Here is a 2,109-nt window from a genome sequence, read left to right as displayed (position 1 = left end):
TTAAAATCCGGCAGAATCCGCGCATCCTCCATGGCGGTTTGGCCCCGCTGCGCATGAACCGTGTCATCCGTTAGCTTATCCGTAGCCACGACAGGGAGCCCATGGAGTTTCCCTTTCGCCCGCATTCCCGATTCATCGGCGTGCAACACCGCCGCTTGGCGTCATTGCTCTTTCACCGCCCCCGTGGCCGGTTCAATTTCCGCTACGAAGTCTTGTCCGGCTTTGATCAGCGTCCCTTCCGCAATCCGATGATGGAGCAGGTCTTCAAAAATCTGGGCCGTGCGATCGACCGGCACAAAATGCTGCGTCTGAAAATAAACCGCCCAAGTTTTTACGCCAGGGCCGTAGTGCACCGGACCCGACACCCCGTGGGGAAATAAGCCCCGATTTTCTGCGCCACACCTGGGGCAGCGTTTGATCTCTATCCGGTGCGCCGTCACTTCCATGTGGATCGCAGGAAGGTCGAAGACTTGACGCTCTTCGTGCGCCGTTACTTCTACCCGACCGAGCGAAGAACCACACTGTTGGCAGCTCTCTACCGTATCAATTTCAATCCGATCCGGATGCTCACACCGCGTTAAGGTCTGGCCTTGATGCCCAGGTTGACCCCCATTGGGCTTTTAACCTGGCTTTCTCAGACTTTCCGTTCGTTTCGGTTTACCATAACCATCACTGGAAGGGGGTTTACTGCTGTTTTGGCTGTTTTTTGACAACTGAGCTTGTCATTCTTTGAGTGCCATCGCTTGCGTTTCTAGTTGCCTAGCCCATCCTTCAACCTGCGTGCCTAAATCCAGGATCAACTCAACGACTGCCGCCTCTCCTTGCACAAAGGCAGTATGGATTTCTTCCCGAGTCGGCAGTCGAATATGCATAGGGATAACGATAAACAAAATGGGATCTATGAGCAACTAAATTGAGGGATCTGAGTAGTTACAATTTAACGTATATCTATTTACTGATCGACTATCGATAACATTGCCTTTATCATCCCGAATAATTAACTCTATCGTTGGCATGACTGTTCTCCAGTAGAAAAAATTCATCATTAACATAATACCAAAATACCGAATATCACGTCACAGGAAAATTTACAGGAGGATTTATTTTGCCTGACTCCACAGAAACCCTCGAAGAACCTTTTAGGTTCTTCGAGGGCTTCTGTGGAGATCGTCTCCCAAGACGGATTGTAGCCCGCCGCGCCGGCTTGTGGTTAAGTTGATGCCTTTGCAGATCAATCGGTTATTGATGAGCGATTCACTGAACATCACATTTATGAGGCACTAAACCCCGGTTTCCACAAGAACCGTCGAAGAACCTTTTTATTTTCTAAAATCTGAAAAAACCGGTAGTGTCCCTCAACGGGTGTGATCGATCTCCCCGAAATCGGGGAAGACTTTTTCGATAATGGGTAACCGCTCAATGAATTCGGCAGGTACCCGATATGATAACAATTCAGGGGTAGTCCAAACATGCTCGGTGAGACCTGCGGCCATGGCTGGGGTCACTGGAAACCATCGACGCGGGGTCCCGCGTCCTCGCGTCGGTTCGGCGATGGGGAGTTGCTGGCGCAAACTGTGGTGAGGCAACACCAAATGGTAGTAGGCTAACGATACCCACAATTGTTTTTCGAACCATTCGATTTTCTTAGAAAATCCGGTAGTACACCGGGTCAAACGGCGGTTACTTTGCCGTTGGGTCAGGTTGTCACGCTCAACAAAACGGGTGTTAATCGTCGTACTGACCGGCGAGGTTTGCAGGTCAACTGCCACGGTCTGGGCATCCCCGAAGACCACACGAGTTTTCACTTGAACCACCTTCCCCTGCTGGCGAATTTTGATGACCTGCGCATAGTGCAAGCCGGGTTATGGTCGACATCGGGGGTGAGGTCGGCGCCCCCGTTGCCCATGCCGCTCGGGTTGGTACCACTCGCCATAGGTGTTCAACAGGGCCTGTTCGTACTCAGGCCATTGATCACTGGTAAAGAAAGGAATATGGGCATCCGTGACCCAGCGGACCCGCTCCAGTAACTGGTCGGCATAGGGTTGTGTCCGTTTCCCAATGACGAACGCCAACACCAAGCGCCATTCCGGCGCGAAAGCCAACCAGACC

General features: G+C 51.7%; 2 protein-coding genes and 1 pseudogene. All 3 read right to left on the bottom strand.

Features of this window, described 5'->3' with window-relative positions:
* Positions 1-161 precede the first annotated feature (161 nt).
* Entirely contained in the window at positions 162-548 is a 387-nt protein-coding gene (locus BN874_RS22525) for an IS66 family transposase zinc-finger binding domain-containing protein (protein ID WP_268258827.1), read from the bottom strand.
* Positions 549-620: 72 nt separating this feature from the next.
* Entirely contained in the window at positions 621-713 is a 93-nt protein-coding gene (locus tag BN874_RS26400) for a DUF6444 domain-containing protein (protein WP_420886119.1), read from the bottom strand.
* A 642-nt stretch (positions 714-1,355) separates the two neighbouring features.
* Positions 1,356-2,109, bottom strand: a pseudogene (locus BN874_RS25610) (IS1-like element ISBeg1 family transposase); the annotation flags it as partial.

The organism is Candidatus Contendobacter odensis Run_B_J11, assembly GCF_000531125.1.
In the GTDB taxonomy this organism is placed as follows: domain Bacteria; phylum Pseudomonadota; class Gammaproteobacteria; order Competibacterales; family Competibacteraceae; genus Contendibacter; species Contendibacter odensensis.
Note: the sequence above shows the minus strand (reverse complement) of the source record. Positions and strands in the feature narration are given on the sequence as shown.